Source organism: Paraburkholderia franconis, from assembly GCF_009362735.1.
GTDB classification, from domain to species: Bacteria; Pseudomonadota; Gammaproteobacteria; order Burkholderiales; family Burkholderiaceae; genus Paraburkholderia; species Paraburkholderia franconis.
The window spans coordinates 274129-299017 of the sequence record NZ_WHNP01000006.1 but is presented as its reverse complement, the minus strand read 5'-3'; the positions used below and the strand labels follow the sequence as shown (position 1 = coordinate 299017).

At 64.2% G+C, this 24889-nt stretch carries 26 protein-coding genes; 12 read left to right on the top strand and 14 right to left on the bottom strand.

The genetic code is table 11. From position 1 onward, the window contains the following. Together GCT13_RS09615 and GCT13_RS09610 are read left to right on the top strand one after the other, a co-directional pair. Positions 1-633 (top strand): electron transfer flavoprotein subunit alpha/FixB family protein (locus GCT13_RS09615; protein WP_152757277.1); only part of this gene is annotated, 633 nt, incomplete at its 5' end. A 109-nt stretch (positions 634-742) separates the two neighbouring features. Beyond that, on the top strand, positions 743-2533 hold the full coding sequence (locus tag GCT13_RS09610) for an acyl-CoA dehydrogenase (RefSeq protein ID WP_152757275.1): 1791 nt from the start codon (positions 743-745) through the stop codon (positions 2531-2533). 85 nt (positions 2534-2618) lie between these two features. On the opposite strand, the gene GCT13_RS09605 is transcribed toward GCT13_RS09610, so the two are convergent. After that, entirely contained in the window at positions 2619-3905 is a 1287-nt protein-coding gene (locus GCT13_RS09605) for a D-amino acid dehydrogenase (protein WP_152757273.1), read from the bottom strand. A 173-nt stretch (positions 3906-4078) separates the two neighbouring features. Here GCT13_RS09605 and GCT13_RS09600 point away from each other — a divergent pair, with 173 nt between their 5' ends. Both GCT13_RS09600 and GCT13_RS09595 read left to right on the top strand, forming a co-directional pair. Further along, complete coding sequence (locus GCT13_RS09600) at positions 4079-4567, top strand: Lrp/AsnC ligand binding domain-containing protein (RefSeq protein ID WP_152757271.1); 489 nt, start codon at positions 4079-4081, stop codon at positions 4565-4567. A 102-nt stretch (positions 4568-4669) separates the two neighbouring features. Continuing rightward, positions 4670-5815: a PA0069 family radical SAM protein gene (locus GCT13_RS09595; RefSeq protein WP_152757269.1), complete on the top strand. Its 1146-nt coding sequence runs from the start codon at positions 4670-4672 to the stop codon at positions 5813-5815. Positions 5816-5823: 8 nt separating this feature from the next. Here the strand turns inward: GCT13_RS09595 and GCT13_RS09590 are convergent, their stop codons facing one another. Beyond that, a complete protein-coding gene (locus tag GCT13_RS09590) occupies positions 5824-6291 on the bottom strand; it encodes an NINE protein (protein WP_152757267.1) in 468 nt (155 codons plus the stop codon). Positions 6292-6734: 443 nt separating this feature from the next. On the opposite strand from GCT13_RS09590, the gene rpsP reads away from it, so the two are divergent. The 6 genes from rpsP to GCT13_RS09560 all read left to right on the top strand — a co-directional run bounded on the left by rpsP (position 6735) and on the right by GCT13_RS09560 (position 10987). Continuing rightward, on the top strand, positions 6735-6989 hold the full coding sequence (gene rpsP, locus GCT13_RS09585) for a 30S ribosomal protein S16 (RefSeq protein ID WP_006476550.1): 255 nt from the start codon (positions 6735-6737) through the stop codon (positions 6987-6989). Between the two features lie 94 nt (positions 6990-7083). Further along, on the top strand, positions 7084-7779 hold the full coding sequence (rimM, locus tag GCT13_RS09580) for a ribosome maturation factor RimM (RefSeq protein ID WP_152757265.1): 696 nt from the start codon (positions 7084-7086) through the stop codon (positions 7777-7779). 25 nt (positions 7780-7804) lie between these two features. Further along, on the top strand, positions 7805-8572 hold the full coding sequence (trmD, locus tag GCT13_RS09575; protein WP_152757263.1) for a tRNA (guanosine(37)-N1)-methyltransferase TrmD: 768 nt from the start codon (positions 7805-7807) through the stop codon (positions 8570-8572). A 146-nt stretch (positions 8573-8718) separates the two neighbouring features. Next, complete coding sequence (gene rplS / locus GCT13_RS09570; RefSeq protein ID WP_152757261.1) at positions 8719-9105, top strand: 50S ribosomal protein L19; 387 nt, start codon at positions 8719-8721, stop codon at positions 9103-9105. Between the two features lie 91 nt (positions 9106-9196). Further along, positions 9197-9895, top strand: coding sequence for a CoA pyrophosphatase (locus tag GCT13_RS09565; RefSeq protein ID WP_152757258.1), 699 nt, complete (start codon positions 9197-9199; stop codon positions 9893-9895). Positions 9896-10048: 153 nt separating this feature from the next. Then, positions 10049-10987 carry a CobD/CbiB family protein gene (locus tag GCT13_RS09560; protein WP_152757256.1) on the top strand — a complete coding sequence of 313 codons (939 nt, stop codon included), beginning with the start codon at positions 10049-10051 and terminating at the stop codon, positions 10985-10987. A gap of 68 nt (positions 10988-11055) precedes the next feature. On the opposite strand, the gene GCT13_RS09555 is transcribed toward GCT13_RS09560, so the two are convergent. The 3 genes from GCT13_RS09555 to GCT13_RS09545 are packed head-to-tail and all read right to left on the bottom strand — an operon-like array spanning position 11056 to position 13597. Continuing rightward, positions 11056-11376, bottom strand: coding sequence for a putative signal transducing protein (locus GCT13_RS09555; RefSeq protein WP_152757331.1), 321 nt, complete (start codon positions 11374-11376; stop codon positions 11056-11058). An 11-nt stretch (positions 11377-11387) separates the two neighbouring features. After that, the gene (gene rsgA, locus GCT13_RS09550) at positions 11388-12341 is read right to left on the bottom strand and encodes a ribosome small subunit-dependent GTPase A (protein WP_152757254.1); all 954 of its coding nucleotides are present in this window, start codon (positions 12339-12341) and stop codon (positions 11388-11390) included. Then, positions 12338-13597 carry a M48 family metallopeptidase gene (locus GCT13_RS09545; RefSeq protein WP_152757252.1) on the bottom strand — a complete coding sequence of 420 codons (1260 nt, stop codon included), beginning with the start codon at positions 13595-13597 and terminating at the stop codon, positions 12338-12340. Before GCT13_RS09545 ends, rsgA begins: the two co-directional genes overlap by 4 nt. Before the next feature lie 130 nt (positions 13598-13727). Between GCT13_RS09545 and orn the strand changes: the two genes are divergently transcribed. Further along, on the top strand, positions 13728-14357 hold the full coding sequence (gene orn / locus GCT13_RS09540; protein ID WP_152757250.1) for an oligoribonuclease: 630 nt from the start codon (positions 13728-13730) through the stop codon (positions 14355-14357). A 1-nt stretch (position 14358) separates the two neighbouring features. On the opposite strand, the gene mog is transcribed toward orn, so the two are convergent. Both mog and yjgA read right to left on the bottom strand, forming a co-directional pair. Continuing rightward, positions 14359-14985, bottom strand: coding sequence for a molybdopterin adenylyltransferase (gene mog / locus GCT13_RS09535; RefSeq protein WP_152757248.1), 627 nt, complete (start codon positions 14983-14985; stop codon positions 14359-14361). Continuing rightward, complete coding sequence (yjgA, locus tag GCT13_RS09530; protein ID WP_152757246.1) at positions 14966-15580, bottom strand: ribosome biogenesis factor YjgA; 615 nt, start codon at positions 15578-15580, stop codon at positions 14966-14968. The genes mog and yjgA overlap by 20 nt, the downstream gene beginning before the upstream one ends. 240 nt (positions 15581-15820) lie before the next feature. Between yjgA and pmbA the strand changes: the two genes are divergently transcribed. After that, positions 15821-17191: a metalloprotease PmbA gene (gene pmbA / locus GCT13_RS09525; protein ID WP_152757244.1), complete on the top strand. Its 1371-nt coding sequence runs from the start codon at positions 15821-15823 to the stop codon at positions 17189-17191. Between the two features lie 107 nt (positions 17192-17298). Here the strand turns inward: pmbA and GCT13_RS09520 are convergent, their stop codons facing one another. The 7 genes from GCT13_RS09520 to GCT13_RS09490 all read right to left on the bottom strand — a co-directional run bounded on the left by GCT13_RS09520 (position 17299) and on the right by GCT13_RS09490 (position 24853). After that, positions 17299-17799 (bottom strand): dihydrofolate reductase, encoded by a 501-nt coding sequence (locus tag GCT13_RS09520; RefSeq protein ID WP_152757242.1) that lies wholly within the window; start codon positions 17797-17799, stop codon positions 17299-17301. A 144-nt stretch (positions 17800-17943) separates the two neighbouring features. Further along, positions 17944-19482, bottom strand: a complete 1539-nt coding sequence (locus GCT13_RS09515; RefSeq protein ID WP_321574264.1) for a sigma-54 dependent transcriptional regulator — start codon at positions 19480-19482, stop codon at positions 17944-17946. A 24-nt stretch (positions 19483-19506) separates the two neighbouring features. After that, positions 19507-20973, bottom strand: a complete 1467-nt coding sequence (locus GCT13_RS09510; RefSeq protein WP_152757240.1) for a hypothetical protein — start codon at positions 20971-20973, stop codon at positions 19507-19509. 115 nt (positions 20974-21088) lie between these two features. Continuing rightward, the gene (locus GCT13_RS09505; protein ID WP_152757238.1) at positions 21089-21895 is read right to left on the bottom strand and encodes a peptidase C39; all 807 of its coding nucleotides are present in this window, start codon (positions 21893-21895) and stop codon (positions 21089-21091) included. Positions 21896-21901: 6 nt separating this feature from the next. Continuing rightward, the gene (locus GCT13_RS09500) at positions 21902-22621 is read right to left on the bottom strand and encodes a C39 family peptidase (RefSeq protein ID WP_152757236.1); all 720 of its coding nucleotides are present in this window, start codon (positions 22619-22621) and stop codon (positions 21902-21904) included. A 257-nt stretch (positions 22622-22878) separates the two neighbouring features. Continuing rightward, entirely contained in the window at positions 22879-24270 is a 1392-nt protein-coding gene (locus tag GCT13_RS09495) for a hypothetical protein (protein WP_152757234.1), read from the bottom strand. 28 nt (positions 24271-24298) lie between these two features. Further along, a complete protein-coding gene (locus GCT13_RS09490; RefSeq protein ID WP_227746774.1) occupies positions 24299-24853 on the bottom strand; it encodes a hypothetical protein in 555 nt (184 codons plus the stop codon). Positions 24854-24889 lie beyond the last annotated feature (36 nt).

Sequence of the window (24889 nt, the reverse complement as noted above, 5' to 3'; positions counted from 1 at the left end):
ATCGCGGCAAAACTCGACGTCGCGCAGATCAGCGACATCACGGCCGTCGATAGCGCGGATACGTTCGAGCGTCCGATCTACGCGGGCAACGCAATCGCGATCGTGCAATCGGCTGATCCGGTCAAGGTCATCACGGTGCGTGCAACGGGCTTCGACCCGGTCGCAGCAGAAGGCGGCAGTGCGTCGGTCGGGAAGATCGAAGCGGCGGCAGACGCAGGCATCTCGCAGTTTGTGAGCCGTGAAGTGACGAAGCTGGACCGTCCGGAACTGACGAGCGCGAACATCATCGTGTCGGGCGGCCGCGGTCTGGGCAGCGGCGAGAACTACACGAAGGTGCTTGAGCCGCTCGCCGACAAGCTCGGCGCAGCAATGGGCGCCTCGCGCGCAGCCGTCGATGCGGGCTACGTGCCGAACGACTACCAGGTTGGCCAGACGGGCAAGATCGTCGCGCCGCAGCTGTACATCGCGGTGGGTATCTCGGGAGCGATCCAGCACCTGGCGGGCATGAAGGACTCAAAGGTGATCGTCGCGATCAACAAGGACGAAGAGGCGCCGATTTTCAGCGTCGCGGACTATGGTCTCGTCGGCGATCTGTTCACGCTCGTGCCGGAACTGGTGAACGCACTCGGCTGATAGAACACCGCGCTGCATGACGGCGCACGACAGTCAGGCACCAGACAAAGGGGCGCGAGGATGTTGAATCCGGCGCCCCTTTTTTATCGAAGTCGTGAAGGAGGCACAAATGAGCTACACGGCACCCATCAGGGACATGATGTTCGTGATGCGGGAACTGGCTGGGCTTGATGACGTCGCTGAATTGCCCGGCTTCGAAGAGGCCGGCCTTGAAACGGCCCAGGCCGTGATCGAAGAATCCGCGAAGCTGTGCGGCGAAGTACTGGCGCCGCTGAACGTCGAAGGCGACCGGAACCCGAGCAGCTGGAAGGATGGCGTGGTCACGGCCACGCCCGGATTCGCCGATGCGTTTCGCCAGTTCGCCGCGGGCGGCTGGCAGGGCGTGCAGCATCCCGTCGAATACGAAGGCCAGGGGCTGCCCAAGCTGATCGCGGCGGCCTGCATCGAGATGCTCAACGCGTCGAACCTGTCGTTCGCGCTGTGCCCGCTGCTCACGGACGGCGCAATCGAGGCGCTCCTCACGGCAGGCAGCGAAGCACAGAAGCGCACCTACGTGCCGAAGCTGATCTCAGGCGAGTGGACGGGCACGATGAACCTCACCGAGCCGCAGGCGGGCAGCGATCTCGCGCTGGTGCGCACGCGTGCCGAGCCGCAGGGCGACGGCTCGTACCGGGTCTTCGGCACGAAGATCTTCATCACGTGGGGCGAGCACGACATGGCGGAGAACATCGTCCATCTGGTGCTCGCGCGCACGCCGGACGCGCCCGAAGGCGTGAAGGGCATTTCGCTTTTCATCGTGCCGAAGTTCGTCGTCAATGAAGACGGTTCGCTCGGTGAGCGCAACGACGTGCATTGCGTGTCGATTGAACACAAGCTCGGCATCAAGGCGAGCCCCACGGCCGTGCTCCAGTTCGGCGATCACGGTGGCGCAATCGGCCATCTCATTGGCGAGGAGAATCGCGGGCTCGAGTACATGTTCATCATGATGAACGCGGCACGCTTTGCCGTCGGCATGCAGGGCGTCGCCGTGTCGGACCGCGCGTACCAGAAGGCCGTTGCGTACGCGAAGGAACGCGTACAGAGCCGGCCCGTTGATGGCTCGGCGAAGCAGGCCGTGTCGATCATCCATCATGCAGACGTGCGCCGCATGCTCGCAACGATGCGCGCGCTCACGGAAGCGTCGCGCGCGCTCGCGTACGTCGCGGCGTCGCACTGCGATTTCGCGCACCGCCATCCCGACGACGCGAAGCGTGCCGAACACCAGGCGATCTACGAATACCTGGTGCCGATCGTGAAGGGCTGGAGCACGGAGCTGTCGATCGACGTGGCGAGCCTCGGCGTGCAGGTGCACGGCGGCATGGGCTTCATCGAGGAAACGGGCGCGGCGCAGTACTACCGCGACGCGCGCATCCTGCCGATCTATGAAGGCACGACGGCGATCCAGGCGAACGACCTGATCGGCCGCAAGACGGTGCGCGATGGTGGCGCGGTCGCGCAGGCGCTGCTCGCCGAGATCGCGCAGACCGTCGAAGCGCTGAAGCAGCACGATGGCGCGGCGTTCGCGTCGATGCATAAGCACCTGTCGCATGGACATGATGCGTTGCAATCAGTGGTGCAGTTCGTCGTTCAGAACGTGAAGCGCGATCCGAATGCGGTGTTCGCGGGCAGCGTGCCGTATCTGAAGCTCGCGGGCATCGTGCTGGGTGGCTGGCAGATGGCGCGTGCGATGCTGGTCGCGCAAGCGAAGCGTGAGGATGACCCGTCGTTCTACGGTGCGAAGATCGCCACCGCGCAATTCTATGCCGAACATGTGCTGCCGCAGGCGGTGGCGCTGGAGGCGTCGATCGTCAGCGCGAAGGGCGCGGACGGCGTGCTGGCGCTGTCGGAAGATCAGTTCTGAACGCTGCGGGAAATCAGGGCACATGCCCGGCAAACGACAACGGCGCCCGTGGGCGCCGTTGTCGCATATCGGAGCGGAGAATCGATCAGGCGTAAGCGGGACGCGTCTGACCCGTCGTTTCGCCGAGATAGCGATACACCGACAGGTCGCCCGACTGGATCGCCGGGCGCTTGCCCGAGATCAGATCGGCGAGCAGCTGGCCCGAGCCGCACGACATCGTCCAGCCGAGTGTGCCGTGTCCCGTGTTCAGGAACAGGTTCGACACGGGCGTGCGGCCGACGATCGGCGTGCCGTCCGGCGTCATCGGGCGCAGGCCCGTCCAGAACGTCGCCTTCGACGTGTCGCCGCCGCCCGGGAACAGATCGTTCACGCACATTTCAAGCGTTTCGCGGCGCGCCTCCTTGAGCTTCTTGTCGAAGCCGACGATTTCCGCCATGCCGCCGACGCGAATCCGGTTGTCGAAACGCGTGATCGCGATCTTGTACGTTTCGTCGAGCACGGTCGACACGGGCGCCGATTTCGCATCGACGATCGGCGCGGTGATCGAATAGCCCTTGAGCGGGTACACGGGAATCTTGACGATGTCCGACAGGAACTTCGTCGAGTACGAGCCGAGCGCCACGACGAAGCTGTCCGCGCGCACGATCTCGCTGCCGCACTTCACGCCGGCGATCCGGTCGCCTTCCATCGCGAGCGCGTCGATCGGCGTGTTGTAGCGGAACTTGACGCCCAGTTGCCCGGCGAGCGCGGCGAGGCGCGTCGTGAACAGCTGGCAGTCGCCCGTTTCGTCGCCCGGCAGGCGCAGACCGCCCGTCAGCTTGTGCGAGGTCGCGGCGAGCGCGGGCTCGGCGCGCGCGAGGTCGCCCGGCATCAGCAATTCGTACGGAACGTTCGCTTCCTTCAGCACCGCGACGTCCTTGGCGGCGCCATCGAGCTGCTGTTGCGTGCGGAATAGTTGCAGCGTGCCGCCCGTACGGCCTTCGTACTGGATGCCCGTCTCCGCGCGCAGCGCCTGCAGGCAGTCGCGGCTGTATTCGGCGAGGCGCACCATGCGGCCCTTGTTGACGGCATAGCGCTCGGACGTGCAGTTCTGCAGCATTTGCCACATCCATTGCAGCTGGAACTGCGTGCCGTCGAGGCGGATGGCGAGCGGCGCATGCTTCTGGAACATCCACTTGACGGCCTTGAGCGGCACGCCCGGCGCGGCCCACGGCGAAGCGTAGCCCGGCGAGATCTGGCCGGCATTGGCGAAGCTCGTATCGAGCGCAGGGCCCGCTTCGCGATCGATGACGGTCACTTCGTGGCCCGCGCGCGCAAGATAATAGGCGCTCGTGATCCCGACGACGCCACTGCCCAGAACGACAACACGCATAGCTGCTCCCAAAAGGTCGAAAGGCTCACGGCGTATAAGAGAAAGAAGGGCCTCGTCGTTCGTGCTTTTGTTCGATTAACGAGGCGATATGCCGGATGCCTAGTGTTAACCGCTATACTATTTGCGTCTAGGTAGGTTTTGTTATTGTATTTTTCAGATTTTCAGTAAAAACCATGCGTACACAGCGTCAACCCGTCCGCGCGCTCGACAAGCTCGACCACAAGATCCTGAAAATCCTCCAGGAGGACGGCCGGATCGCGATGAAGGAACTCGCCGAACAGGTCGGCCTGTCGGTGACACCGTGCATCGAGCGCGTCAAGCGCATGGAGCGCGACGACGTCATCACCGGCTACCACGCGCGCGTGAATCCGGCGGAGCTGGGCGCCGCGTTGCTGGTGTTCGTCGAGATCACGCTCGACCACAAGAGCGGCAACATGTTCGATCAGTTCCGGCGCGAGGTGAAGAAAATCCCGGAGGTGCTCGAATGTCATTTGGTTTCCGGGGAATTCGACTATCTGATCAAGGCGCGCATCGGCGAAATGGCCGACTACCGCAAGCTGCTCGGCGACATCCTGCTGCAACTGCCCGGCGCGGTGCAGTCGAAAAGCTATGTCGTGATGGAAGAAATCAAGGAAACGCTGACGATTGCCGTCGGTGAATGAGCGGTCCGGCGCGGCATCGCACGCGCCGAATCGGCCCTGAAAGTCGCGCTCGACAAAAGCCGTAAAGACTGTATATTTGTACAGTATTCTGCGCTGCTTTCGATGTGTGCCGTGACCGATTACGACCGACAGATCCCTGAATATCCAATCGCGCCGCCCGCTCCGCGCAAGGGGCGGGGCGCGGTGACGAACTTGCAGGGCCGCTATGAAGTAGACCAGCGCGAGGCGATCGACGACGGCTGGATTGTGCCGTCCGAAGAGGAGAGCGGCCGGCCCGCGCTGCGCACGCAGATTTTTGAGGAGCGCGCAAAAACCATCCTCACGCATAACCAGTCGCCGGATATTCCGTTCAGCGTATCGCTGAATCCGTATCGTGGCTGCGAACATGGCTGCATTTATTGCTTTGCGCGCCCGACGCACAGTTATCTGGGACTGTCGCCGGGCCTCGATTTCGAAAGCCGGATCTACGCGAAGATCAACGCGCCCGAACTGCTCGCGCGCGAAATGGCGAAGAAGTCCTATGTGCCGGAACCGATCGCGCTAGGCGTGAATACGGACGCATGGCAGCCCGCCGAACGCGACTTACAGCTGACGCGGCGCCTGATCCAGGTGATGAGTGACCGTAACCAGCCGTTCGCGGCGATCACCAAGAACTCGCTGATCGAACGCGATATCGACCTGCTCGCGCCGATGGCGGAGAAAGGGCTGACGATGGCGGCAATCACGATTACGACGCTCGACGCCGACATCGCCCGCACGCTCGAACCGCGCGCCGCGACGCCTTCGAGGCGGCTCAGAACTATCCGCACGCTCGCGGACGCGGGGATTCCCGTTGGTGTCAGCATCGCGCCAGTGATCCCGTTCGTCACGGAGCCGGACATGGAGCGCGTGCTCGAAGCGTGCGCGCAGGCGGGGGCGACGAGCGCGAGCTATATCGTGTTGCGTCTGCCTTGGGAAGTCGCGCCGCTTTTCAAGGATTGGCTGGCAGCGCATTTTCCGGATCGCGCCGACCGCGTGATGAGCCGAGTACACGATATGCGCGGCGGCAAGGACTACGATTCGTCGTTCTCGACGCGGATGAAGGGTGAGGGGCTATGGGCCGATCTGCTCAGGCAACGCTTTGCGAACGCGGTGCGGCGTCTGGGCCTGAACGCGCGCAACCACGGCATTCTCGACATGTCGCATTTCAAGCGGATCGAGCCGCCTAAACCCGTTGCACCAGAAACATCTCAGCTAAGCCTTTTCTGAGGGAGCGACTACTGCGAGATCGCTTTCGCGGCTTCGACCTGAGATTCGAAATACGTCTGGAACGACAGCGCAAGACCCGTCATCAGCAGAAACGCGCCGATCAGCAGCGAGAAGATCACGATGAAGACGACGGTCCATCCAGACTGGCTTTGACGTCCCGTTTGTGCGTTGAACTGCGCGTCCCATTTTGCATCGGGGCGCAGGCCATAGACGATCGCGGCCAGAAACGCTGCCAGTATCGACACGGCGCCGGGAACGGCGAGCGCCCAGCCCGTGATCGACGCGCGTTCGGTCGCGGCGAGCAGCAGGAAGCCCGGAATGCCGATGATCGTCCCGACGATATGAGCCCAGCCCCACACGTCGCGCGCACCGTACAAATAGAAGCGATGCGCGCCGAGCGTGCCGAAGAAAAACGCGAGCGCGGCCGTGACGGTCTTGGAGCGAAAGCGCGGGTGATGCGTAGCGACGGTGGCCATGAGCGGGATCGACAGGGTGACGGGCGGCGTGGCTGCGCATACGATGCACAGCGCGACGCGCATTCTACGCCGCCCGCTGTCAGCGCGGCACTTCCGATGGCTTATGCCCCGGCTTGCGTCCCCGCTGGGCGCTATGTGGCAGAGCGGATCACCAAAAACCGACAGCGCCGCAGCGAAAAGGATCAGAATACGCGTCCGGCGCACGGAATCGTGGCGCGTACGCGACGGCGCCGCGAGCAGTGCGAAATCCGGGTGCTAAGTGGGGCTTCACGGCTCTCCGGCTGGCCTTCCCGGACTGTTTCATGCTCGCGCGTTCAGCCGGTGCGGGCTTCCCGCGCAACCCTGTCGCCGGTTTATCCCGCTAAGTGTTTGTTGCGGTTTCAGTTTCGGGATATAATCGCGTGTTTCAGTAGTTTCGAACCCCGGTTTTCAAGGATTCTAGTATGGTCATCATCCGCTTGGCTCGTGGCGGCTCGAAGAAGCGCCCGTTCTACAACATCGTCGCAACCGATTCGCGTAACCGTCGTGACGGCCGCTTCATCGAGCGCGTTGGCTTCTACAACCCGGTCGCCACGAAGGGTGAGTCGCTGCGTATCGCTCAAGACCGCCTGACGTACTGGCAAGGCGTTGGCGCACAACTGTCGCCGACCGTCCAGCGTCTGGTGAAGGAAGCGCAAAAGGCGCAACCGGCTGCGTAAATGCAGTTTCAAGGTACATCGTCGGCTCGTGCAGCGTTGGTTCTGCGCGAGTCTGGTGTGTACGGTTTGACGTATGCAGGCTTGAGGTTCGCTGATGTCGGAGCGTGATTCGGATAGTTCAGGTCGCGCGAAGGCGAAACCGCAGCCAACCGCGCGCGCGTCGTTCGGCGCGTTTGTCCGCAAGCCAGTCGAACGGCCTGCAGCCAAGGCCGAGGCCGCGCAGGAAATGCGCGATGAGTCGACGGAAAGCTGGCCCGACGATGCAATCGAAGTCGGCGCAATCGTCGATGCATACGGTCTCAAGGGCTGGGTGAAGGTGGCCGCGCATGCGGACGCCGGTCAGGGCGGCGACGCCTTGCTCAACGCCAAACGCTGGTGGCTCGAAAAGGGTCGCGAGCGCAAATCGGCGCCCTGCCTGCAGTCGAAGACTCATGGCGACAGCATCGTTGCGCATCTGGGCAGCGTGGCTGACCGCGATGTCGCGCTCGCGTTGCGCGGTTACCGAGTCTACGTGCGCCGCAGCGATTTCCCTGCGCTCGAAGCCGACGAGTATTACTGGGTCGATCTGCTGGGCCTCGACGTCGTCAACGAGGCGGGCGTCGAACTTGGCAAAGTGGCAGATCTGATCGACAACGGTGCGCAGGCGGTATTGCGTATCGAGTATCCGGCTATCGGCAAAGACGGCAAGCCGGTCGCCGGCGAGCGCTTGATTCCGTTCGTCGGCGTCTATGTCAAGACGGTGGATCAGGCGGCGAAGAAGATCGTCGTCGACTGGGACGCCGATTACTAGAACGTTCGCTTCAACGGAGAGAGCGATGCAATTCGATATCGTCACGCTCTTTCCCGAAATGTTTCGCGCGCTGACCGACTGGGGCATCACGAGCCGCGCAGCGAAGCAGCAGCGTTATGGGTTGCGCACGTGGAATCCGCGCGATTTCACGACCGACAACTACCGCACGATCGACGATCGCCCGTACGGCGGTGGCCCCGGCATGGTGATGCTGGCCAGGCCGCTCGAAGACGCGATCGATGCCGCGAAAGCGGCGCAGGCGGAGCAGGGCATCGATCGCGCACGCGTGGTGATGATGTCGCCGCAGGGCGCTACGCTGGATCACGACAAGGTGATGCGCCTTTCCGCGGAACCCGGTCTGATTCTTCTGTGCGGCCGCTACGAGGCGATCGATCAGCGGCTGATCGATCGTGTCGTCGACGAAGAAGTCAGCCTCGGCGACTTCGTGCTGTCGGGTGGCGAACTCCCCGCCATGGCCCTGATCGACGCTGTCGTGCGTCATCTGCCGGGCGTGCTGAATGATGCGCTGTCGGCCGTGCAGGATAGCTTTGTCGATGGTTTGCTGGATTGCCCGCACTACACGCGTCCCGAGGAATACAACGGCGTGCGCGTGCCCGATGTGCTGCTCGGCGGCCATCATGCGGAAATCGAGCAGTGGCGGCGGCGCGAAGCGCTGCGCAACACGCTCGTCAAACGGCCCGATCTGATCGACCGGGCCAGAAAGAACAAGTTGTTGAGCCGTGCCGATGAGGCATGGCTCGCAAGTCTCGCCAAGGAAGCCGCGAAGCATTGAGTCTTCGTGCGACGAGGCGGGATCCAGGCGGAGCCGTCCATGCGTGGCCGGTTCCAGATGTGAACCCATCCTCTATCGGGGCCGTAGCCCGACGCGCTAGCGCGAGGCAGGTACGAACGCCGACAAGATGGCATTAGGAGTCAGTGATGAATCTGATTGCAAAACTCGAGCAGGAAGAAATCGAGCGCGTGCTCGCAGGTAAGACCATTCCCGAATTCGCTCCCGGCGATACGGTGATTGTGAACGTGAACGTGGTTGAAGGTAACCGCAAGCGCGTTCAGGCCTACGAAGGCGTCGTGATCGCGAAGCGTAACCGTGGCCTCAACTCGTCGTTCATCGTCCGCAAGATCTCGTCGGGCGAAGGCGTCGAGCGTACGTTCCAGACGTATTCGCCGCTGCTGGCAAGCATCGTCGTGAAGCGTCGTGGCGATGTGCGTCGTGCAAAGCTGTACTACCTGCGCGAGCGTTCGGGCAAGTCGGCTCGAATCAAAGAGAAGCTGGTGTCGAAAGACCGCACTGCTGCTCAACAGTAAATGCTGTAAGAAAAGCACCCTTCACGGGTGCTTTTTTCTTTGCCAGGTCAAAATAGCGCTATGTCCCACAAGCGCTGGTTCGAGACTTCCATTGACCGCCCCTTCACGCCCCGCCCGTCCCGTATTTGACCCCGAAGCCTTGCCTGTCGAGGCGACAGATGCCGATCTGCCCGCCGTCGTCTCCGACCGCCTGACGCCCGATGGCCTGCGCGCTCGCTTCGAGCAGAATCTGCCGTGGGAGCAGGAGACGCGCGAAGTCCGCTGGCGCGAAACGGGCGATCCGCGCGTCGCGGCGGTGCTGGTGCCGCTCGTCGTTCGCGATGAGGGCCTGAGCGTGCTGCTCACGCTGCGCGCCGATCATCTCAACGACCACGCAGGGCAGGTCAGCTTTCCGGGCGGCCGTCACGAACCCGCCGACGCCACTGTGACGGCAACCGCGTTGCGCGAAGCGCAGGAAGAAGTCGGTCTTGATCCGTCTCGTGTCGAAGTGCTCGGCGCGTTGCCCGAATATCTGACGGGCACGGGCTTTCGCGTGACGCCTGTCGTCGGTCTCGTTCATCCGCCGTTTTCGGTGAAGGCGGATTCGTTTGAAGTCGCGGAAATCTTCGAGGTGCCGCTGCGCTTTCTGATGGAGCCGAGCAATCATCAGGTGCGCGTGTTGTGCTGGGAAGGCGGCGAGCGTCGTTTTTTTGCAATGCCTTATCCGCGCGGCGAAGCGGGCGGCCATTACTTCATCTGGGGCGCAACGGCGGGCATGTTGCGCAATTTCTATCGCTTCCTCGCCGCTTGACACCAGGCGGGCGCGACGCGCGGGGCCGGCTGTAGTGCGTCTGTAATCGCGGCCTCTCAGCCCCATCCGACCCTGTGCTATCGTTATGACCAATTCCGATAGCTCGGCAAGACAGAACCGCTCGTCAAGAACTCGAATAGCACGGCGCCTCGCATGACTTTTTTCTCCGTATTGTTGGCCCTCATCCTCGAACAGGCGCGCGCGCTGTCGCCGAACAATCCCGTTGCGGCACTCTTTCAATACCATGCGGAATCGACGGCGCACGGCTTCGATGCCGGTAAGGAAAAGCACGGCTTCCTTGCCTGGCTGGTCGTCGTGTTGCCATGGACGCTCGTCGTCGGCCTGATCTACTTCGTGCTGTACGAGATTCACTTCGTGCTCGCGTTCCTGTGGAACGTCGCGGTGCTGTACTTCACGCTGGGCTTCCGCCAGTTCAGCCACTATTTCACGGATATCCATCTGTCGTTGAACAACGACGACGTGCCGCGCGCGCGCGAAATCCTCAACGAATGGACGGGCATCGATACCGTCGACATGCCCGTCAGCGAGATCGTGCGTCACACGCTGATTCATGCCGTGGTCGCGTCGCACCGGCATGTGTTCGGCGTGTTCTTCTGGTTCCTGATTCCCGTCGGCCCGGCGGGCGCGGTGCTGTATCGCACGGCCGAGTATCTGGCACGCGCCTGGTCGCAGCCCGCCGACGACCGGACCGTTGCATTCTCCACGTTCGCGCAGCGCGCGTTCTTCGTGATCGACTGGATTCCGGCGCGCCTGACGTCGCTCGGCTTTGCGATCGTCGGCAACTTCGAGGATGCGATTTACGCATGGCGCAATCACACGCGCCAATGGCCCGATACGAACGACGGCGTGTTGCTCGCCGCCGGCAGCGGCGCGTTGGGCGCGCGGCTCGCGGGCCCGCTTGCCGAAGTGTCGAGCCTCGATGCGCTGGCGACGGGAGACGGCGGCCCGATGACCGTCGGCGACGACTGCACGCCGCGCACGCTGCAATCGGCGGTGGGCCTCGTGTGGCGAGCCGTCATCCTGTGGATGATCCTGCTGCTGATGCTGACCATCGCGGTCTGGCTTGCATAAACGCCGACGCCAATCCCCAGCACGAAAGGCCAAACGCCAGCCAGCGCGCGGCACGCTGAAACGCGCCTTCAGCCTTCCAACGGATCGCGCGCCGTTCCGCAATTCCAGCACACGGTGAACTGCGCTTCGAGCCATTCGCCGCAATGCATGCAGCGCCATCCGGGCGCGTCGGCAGCAGGCCCGTTGCGTGCCGCGTCGATCACTTTCCTCGCGAGCATTTCGTCGCGTTCGTCGACGAGCCACAGTTCCGGCGCGCATTGATCTGCCGGAATCTCGCCGATCGCGCCGCTCAGATAGCGGTTGTGCAACTCGCACGCGATGCCCGCCGCAGCCAGCAGATTGATCCAATGCTGTCCGATCACGACATTGGGCGCGCGCATGAGCTTCATCATGATCAATATCAGCGGACGATCTGGCTCGCCTCGTGCACGAGCTGCGCATAGAGCGCGTGCCGCTCCTTCGCGATGCGGCCATCGGCGATGGCGTCGAGAATCGCGCATCCCGGCTCATGCAGATGATGGCAGTTGTAGAAGCGGCAGTTCGGCAAGAGCGGCCTGAACTCCGGAAACGCGCGCTCGAGCTTGCCTTCCGTCAGATGGTGCAGGCCGAATTCCTGAAAGCCCGGCGAGTCGATCAGCGCGCCTTCGCCGCCGGGAAGCGGGTAGAGACGCGTAAATGTCGTCGTGTGACGGCCGCTGTTGAGCGCCGTCGAGATTTCGCGCGTCGCGACTTCCGCATTGGGAATCAGCAGATTCACGAGCGTCGACTTGCCCATGCCCGACTGGCCGAGCAGCAGCGTCGAATGTCCGCGCAGATGTTCGGCGAGCGTTTCTCGGGCGGCTTCCGGCTGCGTCTTGATCGACACTTCGAGCACGGTATAGCCGAGCCCGCGATACAGTTCGAGCCGCTTGCGCGCGAGCGGCAACGCGGCCTCGACGTCGATCTTGTTCAGCACGATCAGCGGCTTCAGTTCGTTCTCTTCCGCGGCGACGAGCGCGCGTCCGAGCAGGTCTTCGCTGAAATGCGGCTCGGTCGCGAGCACGATCAGCAACTGATCGAGATTCGCCGCGAAGAGCTTCGACTTGTACTGATCCGAGCGATAGAGCAGGTTGCGCCGCTCGCCGATCTCGACAATCACGCCCTGATCGGCGGAAGTCGGCTCGTACAGCACCTGGTCGCCGACGGCGATCTCGCTGCGCTTGCCGCGCGGAAAGCATTGCAGCATCGCGCCGCCGTCCTCGGGCGCGACGATGTAGTGACGGCCATGCGCGGCGATCACGAGGCCGCGCGTGCGTTCCTGCGCGCGCTCGCTGGCGGCTGCCGCGCGCAGCGCTTTCGGTGAGCGGCCGCTCATGCGTGACGCAGCAGCCGGTCGATCCGCTGCGAGGCGGGCGGATGCGAGTAGTAGAACGCCGTGTAGAGCGGATCGGGCGTGAGCGTCGATGCGTTATCCTCGTACAGCTTCACAAGCGCGTTGACGAGATCCCTCGCGTCCGTCTGCGTCGCGGCGAACGCGTCGGCTTCGAACTCATGTTTGCGTGAGAAGAGGCTGCCGAGCGGCGTCACGAAGAACAGGAACACGGGCACCGCGAGGAAGAAGAGCACGAGCGCGAGCCCGTCGTTGCTGCCCGTCATCGACGGCTGCACGCCGAGGCCTTCGAAGAACCACGTGCGCTGCGCGAGCCAGCCGAGCAGCGCAAGCATCGCAAGGCTGATCGCGAACGTGACGATCATCCGCTTGATCACATGGCGGCGCTTGAAGTGGCCGAGTTCGTGCGCGAGCACCGCTTCGATCTCGCTGCCCGACAGCCGCGAGAGCAGCGTATCGAAGAACACGATGCGCTTCGACGAGCCGAAGCCCGTGAAATACGCATTGCCGTGCGCGGAGCGGCGGCTGCCGTCCATCACGAACAGGCCCTTCGCGGCGAAGCCGCAGCGCTTCATCAGCGCGTCGATGCGATGAACGAGCGCTTCGTCCCTCAGCGGCTCGAACTTGTTGAATATCGGCGCGATGAAGGTCGGATAGAGGACCAGCACGAGCATCTGGAACACGACCCAGACGACCCACGCCCACCACCACCAGTACGCGCCCGCCTGGTTCATCAGCCACAGCACGACAAACAGCAGCGGCAGGCCGAAAGCGGCGCCGAGCAGCACGCCCTTGATGCGGTCGACGAAGAAGATGCGCTTCGTCATCCGGTTGAAGCCGAAGCGCTGTTCGATCACGAACTGGCGGTAGTAGTCGAACGGCAGGTCGACGGCGCTCGTGATCGCGATCACGGCCGCGACCAGCGCGATCTGCCCGATATAGCCCTGGCCGAACCAGTCGCCGATGGCGATATCGAGAATCTGCACGCCGCCGAGCAGCGTGAGCACGATCAGCACGGCCGCGCTGACGATGATTTCCATCATCGTCAGCCGCGTGCGTTCGATTGTGTAGTCGGCGGCGCGCTGATGCGCGGAGAGGGCGATCGTGCCCGCGAACTGCTGCGGCACCCTTTCACGGTGCGCCGCGACAAAGCGGACCTGGCGCGACGCGAGCCAGAGCTTCATGCCGACCATCGCCGCCACGGCGATCACGAACAGAACAGTGAAGTACAGAGTAGGCATCCGGGGAATCCGTGGGTTCTATGCGAGAATTATATGTTTGTTCCTGTCTGCGGGCGGGAGCGCGCCATCGTTGGCCCATTGCGGGTGTCGCCTGTCCCGCTCGCGCCGTTCCAAACCAAGGTTGCCCTCAATGACTGACATTATCGAATCCGTCGATCAGCCGCCGCTCGTGCGCAGCGATATGAACCTCGTCTGGCTCGACATGGAAATGACGGGGCTCGATCCCGACAACGACCGCATCATCGAAATCGCTGTCGTCGTGACCAATTCGACACTCGATAAAGTCGTCGAAGGCCCCGTGCTCGCGATCCACCAGAGCGACGAAACGCTCGGCAAGATGGACGACTGGAACAAGAACACGCACGGCCGTTCGGGGCTGATCGACCGCGTGCGCGCGTCGACGGTGACGGAAGCCGACGCGACCGGGCAGATCCGCGCGTTCCTCGGCCAGTACGTGCCGCCCGGCAAGTCGCCGATGTGCGGCAACTCGATCTGCCAGGACCGCCGATTCATGGCGCGCTGGATGCCCGAACTCGAAACGTTCTTCCATTACCGCAACCTCGACGTCAGCACGCTGAAGGAACTGTGCCGCCGCTGGCAACCGGCGATCTACAAGGGTTTCCAGAAGCGCGCGATGCATACGGCGCTCGCCGACATCCACGAATCGATCGACGAACTGCGCTACTACCGCGAGCATTTCTTGATCCCGGCAGCGGGCACGGTCGCCGACGCGCCGTCCACCGACGCGCCAGCCAAATAAATCAACCCTGCCGTGGGGCGCGTATCGCGCTCTTCGGTCGGAACGCCGCCACGACGTCGGCGTTCGTCTCGATGTACGGGCCGCCGATCAGATCGATGCAATACGGCACGGCGGCGAAAATGCCCGGCACCTTCACTTTGCCTGCCTCGTCGCGCAGGCCTTCCAGCGTCTCCCTGATCGACTTCGGCTGCCCGGGCAGATTGATGATCAGCGCGGCGCGTTCGGCCGTCTCGCGGATCACGGCCACCTGACGCGACAGGATCGCCGTCGGCACGAAGTTCAGGCTGATCTGCCGCATCTGCTCACCGAAGCCCGGCATTTCCTTCGTCCCGGCCGCAAGCGTCGCCTCGGGCGTCACGTCACGGCGCGCGGGGCCCGTGCCGCCCGTCGTCAGCACGAGATCGCAGCCCGCTTCGTCGACCAGTTCGATCAGCGTCTTCGTGATGGTCGGCGCGTCGTCCTGGATCAGGCGCGTTTCCGTGCGAAACGGCGACGTGAGCGCGCTGCCGAGCCACTCCTGCAACGAAGGTATGCCCTTGTCCTCGTAGACGCCCGTGCTTGCGCGGTCGCTGATCGATACAAGGCCGACGATCAGCTCGTCGGGATGATTACGCGTGGGAATCGTCATCGTCGTCGTCCGAATCGTGGGTAGCGGCTTCGTCTTCGTCCGCATCGGTGCCGGCGCCGTCCGCGTTCTTGATCCACTGGAACAGCTCGCGGAAATAGCGCGGCGGCTTGCCTTGCTGCACTTCCTTGCGCGCATTGCGGATCAGCGTGCGGCCCTGCTGCGGATCGGCATCGGGATGCACGCGGATGAATTCCGTCAGCGCGGCGTCGTCGGCGAGCAGCTGCTCGCGCGTGCGCTCGATCCAGTGCAGGCGCGCCGTCTCGGCCTTGTTGACGCCCTTGTACGTGTCGAGCGCCTCGCGCAGCGAGCCTGTTTCGTCGTCGGTCAGGCCGCGCATCACCTTGCCGACGTACTGCATCTGGCGGCGCTTGCCTTCGTGATCGGTGATGCGGCGCGCCTCGCGTATTGCTTCGTCGAGCGCTTCCGGCATCGGCATGCGCTTCAGCGCGTCTTTCGGCAGCGCGGCGAGCTCTTCGCCCAGCCCTTGCAACGCGTGCATTTCGCGCTTCAGTTGCGATTTGCTGGGACGGTCATACCCGTTGTCGTCGTCGACGTCAGCGGGTGTTATCGGTTGAATGCGGGTTTTGCGTGTCATGCGCGTTATTGTAACTTGCCGGGCCTGTCGCCAAGCCCGCTGCACGTCGCGTCAGCCGCTTCGCCCGCGCCGTGCATTGTGCCGTACAAGGCGTTTGCGAATGCCAGGTGCAGCGGCGTAGAGCTTGCTATGATCGCGGGATGCGTCGGCGCACAGGCCGGCGAAGCAGGGCAACTTGCGACGACGAACTCTCGCGGGCTTCGGCCCAGACCGCACGGCAACTGAGGACGGCAAACGACAATGGCTGCAGACATGGAAGTCCGGCAACGCTTTTTCCCGCACACGCAGGACGAACTGAAGGAAATCGCCTCCGACATTCTTCGCCACGCAAAGTCGCTCGGCGCAACCGATGCGGCAACCGAAATCTCCGAAGGCGATGGCCTGTCCGTCTCCGTGCGGCGCGGCGAAGTCGAGACGATCGAGCACAACCGCGACAAGATGGTCGGCGTGACGGTCTTCATCGGCAACAAGCGCGGCAACGCGAGTACGTCTGACTTTTCGCCCGAAGCGCTGAAGGACACGGTGATGGCCGCGTACAACATCGCGCGCTTCACGGCGGAAGACGACTGCGCGGGCCTCGCCGAAGAAGAGCTGCTCGAAGCCGATCCGCGCGATCTCGACTTGTATCACCCGTGGAATCTGGATGCGGACGAAGCCGTCGAACTCGCGCGCCGCGCGGAAGACGCCGCATTCGCCACGAGCCCGCTGATCAAGAACTCGGAAGGCGCGAGCGTATCGGCGCAGCATTCGCAGTTCGTGCTGGGCACGTCGCGCGGCTTTCTCTCCGGCTATCCGTACTCGCGGCACTACGTGGCGTGCGCGCCGATTGCGGGCAGCGGCCGCAACATGCAGCGCGACGACTGGTACACGTCGAAGCGCAGCGCAGGCGAGTTGGCCGATCCCGAGGCGGTGGGCCGCTACGCCGCCGAGCGCGCGCTCGCGCGCATGGGCGCGCGCGGACTCGACACGCGCAAGGTGCCTGTGCTGTTCGAGGCGCCGCTCGCGGCGGGCCTGCTCGGCGCGTTCGTGCAGGCAACGAGCGGCGGCGCGCTGTATCGCAAGACGTCGTTTCTCGTCGACAGTCTCGGCAAGCCGGTGTTCGCGCCGCATGTGCAGATCGTCGAAGACCCGCATGTGCCGCGCGCAATGGGCAGCGCGCCGTTCGACGAAGAAGGTGTGCGCACGAAGCAGCGCGCCGTCGTGAAGGACGGCGTCGTCGAAGGCTATTTCCTGTCGACGTATTCCGCGCGCAAGCTCGGCATGCCGACGACGGGCAACGCGGGCGGTTCGCACAACCTGTCGCTGCGCAGCGCGCTCACGCAGGACACGGACGACTTCGAGGAAATGCTGCGCAAGCTCGGCACGGGCCTGCTGCTGACGGAACTGATGGGGCAGGGCGTCAACTACGTGACGGGCGATTATTCGCGCGGCGCGTCGGGCTTCTGGGTCGAGAACGGCAAGATCCAGTACCCGGTCGAGGAGATCACGGTCGCGAGCACGTTGCAGGAAATGTTCCGGCATATTGTCGCGATCGGCGCGGATACGATCGTGCGCGGCACCAAGCAGACGGGCTCGGTGCTGATCGAGCGGATGACTGTCGCGGGGCAATAAGCGGTACACAGCAGGCGGTAAATCGGGGCGTAAGCCGCCTCAAAAACGCAAAAGCCACGGAAGCGATTCCGTGGCTTTTTTCTTTGCGCAGCGCGAGCGTCTCTTGCTCAACGCGCCTTGCGCCGGTACGTCACGAACGCATATTCGAAATGGTTCGGCTCTTTCGCGCGATGCGTCTCGCGCGCGACTTCTTCCCACTGCGCGGGATCGGGCGCGGGGAACGTCGCATCGCCTTCGAAGTCCGCGTGAATCTCGGTGACGATCATCTTGTCCGCGCGTCGCAAGCCTTCTTCGTACAGCTGCGCGCCGCCGATCAAAAACGCCTCGGACGCGTTGTCGCGTGCCGCGAGCGCCAGTGCGTCGTCGAGATTCGTGACGGTGTCGCAGCCGGCGAACCGACGCTGCGCATCGCGCGTGACGACGATATTGCGCCGTCCCGGCAGCACGCGAGCAATCGATTCGTGCGTCTTGCGGCCCATCACGATGGGCGCGCCCATCGTCGTGCGCTTGAAGAAAGCGAGGTCTTCGGGAAGCCGCCAGGGCAGCTGGTTGTCACGGCCGATCACGCCATTGCGGGCGCGAGCGACGATCAGGGTGAGCGTCGTCATGCGAAAAAGTATGGAACGGGTAGCGGAAAGCGGAAGCCGATTCTACCCGAGCGCGCGCCGCAGGGACGAGCACGCCGCGCAGCGTGCGAGGCGGCCCGCGCCGCTCGCATCGCTATAGGTCGCTCAGATCGGGCGCAGAGGGCGCTACTCGCGCGCGTCCTGATCGCTGGCGTACAGCTCTTTCTCGTCCCCTTTGAAGCCCGCCTTGTCGTCATTCGACGTATCGCGCAGACCGTGCGAGCCCATCAGCCTGTAAAGCGTCACGCGCGAAATCCCGAGGTCCGCCGCCGCCTCGTTGAGACGATGCCGGTGCCGCAGCAGCGCGGCCTCGATCGCGCGCTTCTCGGCGGCTTCGCGGGCCTGCGCGAGGCTCGTCGTCTGCTGTTCGCTGAAGTGGGAAAGGTCGAGGTCTTCGGCGGAAATCAGCTTGTTCTCCGCCATCACGATCGCGCGGCGCACGCGGTTGATCAGCTCTCGCACGTTGCCCGGCCAGTGATAGCTGTACATCGCCTCGATCGCCGACGGCGTGAAGCCGCGAATCTTGCGCGCGTTATCGGTCTTGAACTTGCCGAGGATGTGATGCGCGAGCAGCTCGATGTCCTTGCCACGCGCGCGCAGCGGCGGCTCGTCGACGCGCAGCACGCACAGCCGATGGAACAGGTCCGAGCGGAAGCGCCCATCGCTCATCGCGTCTTCGAGATCGACGTGCGTCGCGGAGATGATGCGCACGTCGACGGGAATCGATTCATGGCCGCCGAGCCGCTCGATCTTGCCTTCCTGCAGAAAGCGCAGCAGGCTCGCCTGGCTTTCCATCGGCAGGTCGCCGATTTCGTCGAGAAAGAGCGTGCCGCCGTTGGCGGCCTCGACGCGGCCGATCTTGCGCTGGTTCGCGCCCGTAAACGCGCCGCGCTCGTAGCCGAACAGCTCCGATTGCAGCAGGTGATGCGGAATCGCGCCGCAGTTGATCGGGACGAACGGGAACTTGCGGCGCGGCGAGCGCTCGTGGATCGCGAGTGCCGTCAGCTCCTTGCCCGTGCCCGATTCACCCGAGATGAACACGCTCGCATCGGTGTTCGCGACCTTGCGGATCGTGCGGAACAGTTGCTGCATCGCTTCGCAGGTGCCGACCATTTCGTCGTCGCTCGCGCTCGTGGTGTCGAGCGGCATGTCCGCGTCGCACAGATTGACCATGCCGTACGCGTGGCCGACCAGGTAGTCGATGGTCGCGTTCGCCACGGGAATCTTCACGTAGTCGAAGCAGTAGTGGCGGATCAGCCGCCGCACGTCAGGATCGGCGAGCCGCTCGGAATTCGCCAGCGCGATCCAGCCGACCTGCTGCGCGCGCAGACTCGCCTCGAGGCCGGGCAGGTCGCGCGCCGCGAAGCTCGCCATGTCGGCGATGCCCGCGCACACCGTCGCGGGCTTGATGAGCCGTCCGACCTCGTGCGCCGAGCGCGCGACGAGCACGTTCCAGCCGCGGCTTTTCAGATGCTCGACGAGCGCGTCGTCGGGCGCGCGCGCGACGTACAGCAGGATGCGCGCGGCGGCGCGCGGATCGACGGCCGTCGGAATCACGTCGGTTGCGGCGGTTGCGGCGGGTGTCGTGGACCCGTGCGACGCCGCCAGGCGCAGCCCTGCGCCGGCGGGAGCAGGAACGGGGCTCAGATGAGAAGTTTCGCGCACGATCTGCCTCGTATCAGTGTCACGTCAAAAGGTGTAGGGAAAGCGCACGCCGATCACGTAGTTCGGCGCGTCGGGCGTCATGCCGATCGACACCGAACCGTTGATCGTCAGATGCTTGTTCACCACATGGTTCAGTCCGAAATTCATCACGGCGGCCGTCGTTTCGCTGCCCGGCACTTTCACGTAATCGCCGCCAGGCGCCTTCGTCTTCGACGAGGGCTGCAGCGCGAGCGTGTACGAGATGCTGGCCGAGTCCTTGTCCGAGAATGCAAGCGCCACCCCCGCGCCGAGCTGGAAGATGTCGCCGAGCTTCACGGTCGCCGGCTGCGTCTGTCCGACCACCGACGAAATGTCCTCGAACGAGCGCGCGACGTTGTACGTGTAGGAGAGGCTGCCGAACAGCACGACGGGGTCGTAGGTCTTGAGCACCGACAGGCCCGCCGTCACGTTCCAGAAGCCCGTGCCCGTGGGCAGCTTCGACGGCGCGACGAGGTTCGTGTTGTCGGGATCGAGCTGCACGACCTTGAGGCCGAACGGCGAGGTGCCCGTCGGCGCTTTCACGCGCAGGCTGCCGACGACGTCCGGGATGTTGTTGGTCTCTTTCAGGAACTGGTAGTAGATCCCGAAGTTGACGTCGCCGATCGCATTCGAATTGACGGACGCATCGGACAGCGTGTTGGCCGCGCCCCCCGCGCCGCCGACGATGAACTGGCTGTGCCGGTACACATACGGCACGTCGACATCGACGCTGATGCGGTCCGTCAGACCGTAGCGCGTGTCGAGATCGGCCATGATCTGGTGCGACTTGGTCTGCCCCAGATTGATATTGCCGAGGAAAATCGCGTCGAGCGCGAGGAAGCCCGACAGCTGCAGCTGGCGGCGATCGTAGTAGGTATCGCTGATACCCCAGTCCAGCGTCAGCTTGTGATCGAAGAGGGGCGCGTGCTCGCGCTGCACTACGGCTTCCTCGGCCTGCGTGCGCACCGGCTCGGCGGCCTTCTGCGTCTGGCCGACCGCGCCTTCCGGCAGGCCGGGGCCGCTCGCCTGTGCGTTCGGGTTGCTCGTGCCCGGCGAGCCGGCCGCCGATGCGCCCTCCGGCGCAGGCGGATTGACGGGCACGCCCGTCGCGGTGCCCGTCGCGTTGCCCGGCGCGGGCGCGCCCGGCGTCACCTGCGCGAGCGGCGGCAACGGCACGGGCAGGCCGTCGGCGCCCGGCTGCTCGGCGACGGCTTCGCTGCCGGCGGGTGCGCCATAGCCCGGCGTGCCGCGGCCGCGTTGCGCCATTTCCAGATTCGTCACCTGCCGCTCGAGCGAATGGATCTGCCGCTGCTGCTCGTCGACCAAGCGCATCAGCGTATTGAGCCGATCTTCGAGCGACTGGTTGTTGAGCGCCTGTGCGCCCGCCCCCTGCGAGAGTGCATACAGCATTGCTGCAGCAGGGATGGCCGCGAGTCGAGCCCGCGGTCTCCTGCTTGTTGTAGTCGTCGTCATTGTTGTTCCCCCGGTGAAACGGGCAGCGCTTGGCTGGTTCTTGTGCTTTGCGCCGCCGTATTCCGTCGCGACTTTTCCTCCTGGTGACATAAAGCCGGCAGGTGGCGGCCTGCCTTCATCTCCTTGAACCAAGCGCGTTTTGCAGGGCTTGTAGAACGCCCGCCTGGCGCAGCATCGCGGACGACATCGGCGCCGTCTGCAACGAGAGCTGCAACTGGTTGGCGACTTGCTGGTTATTGCCTGCGATCTGCAGCAGTTGTGCGATTGCGCCCGCCTGTTGCGCGTTGCCGGGCACGATGGTTTGCGAAGCGATGCCGGCGGGCGTCTGCAGCGCGACGCTCACGCCGCCGTTGCCGAACGCGATGCCCGCCTTGATGGTGCCCGCCGCGTTCGATGCCGATGCGCTCTGCGCATTCGCGCCGCCTGCCAGCAGTTGCGGATTGTTGTTGAAGTCGATCTGCGCCGTGTTGAAGCCGGCGTTGCGATCGCCCGCTACCTGCGTCACCTGCGATACGCCGTTGACGGAGATGCTTTGTCCGCCGCCCGCGTGGGCATTCGGGTTCGCGCCCGGATTGCCGTGGCCGTCGGTGACGCTCGCGAGCGTGTTGACGTTGGCCGTCAGCGCGTTCGCCGCATCGCGCGCGACGGAGAGACTGCCTTGCGCGAGCGCATTGGCGCCGTTCGGCAACTGCCATTGCGAAAGCACGTTCAATACGAAACCGGAGATCATCTGTCCGCCCGCGCCTTTTCCGGTCTGCTGGGCGAGCACATCGTCCCCGACGCTTTGCCACTGGATAGCGGCCGGCGCCACGTCGCGGAACGTCGTCAGGTCCGAGGCGTAGGCGCTGGTCGCGAGGCCGCACGTCGTGGCAAGCAAAATCGCGAGACACGTGCGGCCGGGCTGAGAGAGGGAGTGCTTCATGGGTGGTCAGAACAGGTCTGCCTTGATCAAGCCATATTCGACAAAGGGAGTCGCGGCCGTCCCGTTGGTGAGCGCGCGCTCGCGCAAACGCAGCGCCAGCGACTCGTTGTCCTGCAACAGCGGGGAATCCTTCCTGAACGGTTTCCCGACGACTGCGAACACAAGCCCATTCCATGTCTTCGCGAAGTCCTCCTCGAGCAGGATGCGATTGCCGAGGGCGGGGTCCGCGATGAAGATGCGACCGTCCTGCGCGTGCTTGACGATCACGAAGTGCTCGTAGCCGTCGATGTTCATCAGAACCATGACGGGGATCTGGAGGTGATACAGCGCGTCCGTGTTGACCCTGAAGCCTCGCCCGCGCAACCCGATCGTCTCGACGAACTTCTTCATGTCGAGCATCGAGAAGCCGTTCTTGACCGCTACTTCCGGCGTGGAGAACACCATCATCCGGCGGATCAGCTCCGTCTCGGGGATGTCGATTCCGTAGCCGTACTTGAGGAGGGTCGCGAGCGCCGCCGCGCCGCAGCTGTAGTCGAACTGCTGGCTGACGATATGGCGGTACCGGAGCTCCCTCATCGAATGCACCGTTTTGGTTAGCGGAACTCCTGCGAGGGTAGACGTGTCGATGCTCGCCTGTGCGTGGCTTGTCGCACACATCGCGCAAGTTGCGAACGCAACGGCGGCATCGGCGAGTCGAAACGCCGGATACCGGTCGAACCGGGACATGCTGGTCTCCTGTCGACCCGGGTTGGGCGCTTCAGCTGTCGGCTGGAGTGCGTGCTTTAGCACTGACGCCAGCCCCATGCGGAGCACTTACTCGGGTCCCAAGCACAGCGCGCGACCAGAGTCGGCATGTCGGCGGGATTGGAGCTTTGGTGCCCGCTCCCGTCGCATGCGTGCCCTGATCCCACGCAACATCGTTGCTGCCAGGTCGCGCCGGCAGCTGGTCAGGCCACCGGCGCATTCCCCTTATGGCTGCTTCGTTAGTGGCTCGTGTTCATCGAAGCGATCGCGAGGCCGTTGTGCTGCACGTTGCCCGCGCCGCCCGCGATGTTCACGCCGATGTTGCCGGTTGCGTGGCTCAGCGCGCCTGCGCCGAGCATCGCCGTGCCTTCGAACGAACCGTAGAACGACACGCCCGCCGACTGCGACGATTCATCCGTCGCGACCATTGCCGCGCTGGCATGGTTGCGCGAGACCGTCGACGTCGAAGCGGCCATGCTGTTGTTCTGCACGTTGCTGATACCCGACGCGACGTTCACGCCGACGTTGCCCGATGCGTACTGCAGCGAGTTGTCGCCGACCGATGCGTTCACCTTGAAGTTGTTGATGTTCGCGCGGCCACCCGAGCTCTGGTCGTTGAAGACCTGTGCGTTGCCGAACACATTCCCGGCATCGACGGAAGCGAGCGCGGCGTCGTTGCTCTGCGCGTTGTTCACGCCTTCCGCGATGTTCACGCCGATGTTGCCGCTGACGTTCTGCGCGGCGTTCGCGCCCGTCGTCGCCGTCAGGTTGCCCGCCTTCTGCGTGTTGATGTGCTCGGTGACCGAGCCGTACACGTCGACATCTGTCCTGTCTACCGTCGAGCTGAAGCCCCATTGCGCCGCTACGCTGTCGTGGCTGTTCGACTTTTCGACTTCATAGCCGCTCGACTGCTCGCCATACGCGCGATAGCCGGAACCCTGATCGGCCTTGAAGCCCCACACCTTGCCCTGGCCAGAGCCTTCCACCGCGCCGAACGCACCCGACAGGTGGTTGCTGTTGCTGTAGCTGGACTCGTGGTAGCCGGCGGAGAAGCCACCTTGCACATGCGCTTCGCCGAAGCCGAAGTGCGGGGTGTTGAACGAAGCGTACTGATAGCTGCCGCCTGCATGGCCGCCTGCGGAGATATGGCCGCCGGCGTTCTGGCTGTCATGGCTGAAGCTGCCGTTGATCTCGGCCGCCTGCGCGCTGAACTCGAAGCCGCCGCCCTTGATCGAGCTGCTCTGGTCGCCGTACGCGTAGTGCGACGACGCCTGATAGCCCTGCGCGGCGTACGCCGACGACGAGTGCGACGTCGACACCGAGGCCCACGCGTGGCCGCCGCCCTTCACGGAGTCGTAGCTGTTGTTGATACGCGTCGTGACGCTGCCCGACGTGTACGTTTGCGCGTTCGGGCTCAGCGATGCGTTTGCGTACGCATGCTGCGTGTTGTTGACGACGGCGCCCGCCGTGCTGGAGACGCCCACGCAGCCGAACAGCGTGACGAATCCTTCGATGCCGACGGCTTCGCCCACCAGCGTCGCATTGAAGATGAACGGGTTCTTCAGCGGGCTCGCGAAGGCGCTGGAGGAAGCGGCTGCGAGGACGGCTGCTGCAATGAGAGTGCGCTTCATGTTTCGCTCCGATACTCGTTGTGGTCAATTAGAAAAGAGTGCCCGCCGGGGGACGGAGCACAAAACTGTTTGCCGTGGCATTACCGGCGCCGGCAGTCTGGTTGATCTGCACGATTCCGTTGACGCTCTTGAAGGCGTCGTTGGAGATGCTGGTCTCGCGCACGGTCTGAACCCCGATCGCTTGACCCTGACCGCCGTTCTTCGCGGCCGCCGCGGACAGCACGCCATCCGAGACAGCCTCGACCCCAGGCGCCGCAGTGCCGAGCTGCACGCTGTTGCGCTGGAGATTCCCTGCGCCCGCAGACTGGTTCACCATCACCGCTCCGGACGTATTCGAAAATGCATTGCCTTCGATCGACGCGCGCGCGCTCGGCACGCGGGCCCGCGCGCCGGCGCTCTGGACGCTGGTGTTGTCGTTGCCGGCGGCGTCGCCGTTCGAGATCGTCAACTGATTGAGCTGCGCGTTGTTCAGGCCAGCCGCCTGGTTCACCGTGAGCGCGCCCGTCGCGCCGACGCCGGCGCCCGTCGCGATGCCCGCGTCGCCCGTCACGCGGGCTGTCTGCTGTGGCATCTGCTGCGGCATCTGTTGCGCGCACGCGGCGTGCATTGCTACGAGCCC